Source organism: Actinocorallia lasiicapitis (assembly GCF_054778695.1).
In genome coordinates this window covers 1-730 of sequence record NZ_BAAGZI010000854.1, presented here as the reverse complement: position 1 = coordinate 730, position 730 = coordinate 1, and the positions used below count along the sequence as shown (strand labels likewise).

The window sequence follows — 730 nt, the reverse complement described above, 5'->3', positions numbered from 1 at the left end:
AAAACATGCTTTCGAGGGTTTGTCGTACATGCTGGTCGGATATATGCGGGTGTCAACGACCGATGACCGCCAAACGGTCGATCTCCAGCGGGACGCGCTCGTCGCAACCGGGGTCGATCATCGGCATCTCCATACCGACAAGGCATCCGGCGCGCGCGACGACCGACCAGGCCTGAAAGCCTGCCTCGACTATCTGAACGCGGGCGACACACTGATCGTGTGGAAGCTCGACCGGCTCGGACGCTCGCTGCCGCACCTGCTGACGATCGTCACCGATCTGAAGGCGCGCGGCATCGCGTTCCGGTCGCTGACCGAGCAGATGGATACGACCACGCCGCACGGCGAATTGCTGTTCTCGCTGTTCGGTGCATTGGCACAATATGAGCGTGCGCTCACGCGCGAACGGGTGATGGCGGGACTGGCTGCTGCCAAACGCCGGGGACGCCAAGGTGGCCGCCCGCCGATGATCGACGCCGAAACGCTCGAGCGGATCACCGCCGCGCTGGATGGCGGGGCCAGCAAGGCGTCCGTCTGCCGGACCTTCAAGGTGCCGCGTTCGACCCTTCTCGGCACGCTTGCCCGGATCGGCTGGACCGCACCGGCCAAGGTCTAAGCCGATGCCGCGTCGCGCCGTCCTGTCGGACGAGCAACGCGCGGCGTTGCTCGCGCTTCCCGACGACGAAACCCTGCTCGTCCAGCACTGGACATTGAGCCGGGACGACTTGGCCAT

At 65.5% G+C, this 730-nt stretch carries 1 protein-coding gene; it reads left to right on the top strand.

Annotation, left to right across the window (positions count from 1 at the left end; genetic code table 11):
* Positions 1-613, top strand: a 613-nt coding sequence (locus ACYVE7_RS35110; protein WP_460370995.1) for a recombinase family protein, incomplete at its 5' end; no start/stop codon positions are given.
* Between the last annotated feature and the right edge of the window lie 117 nt (positions 614-730).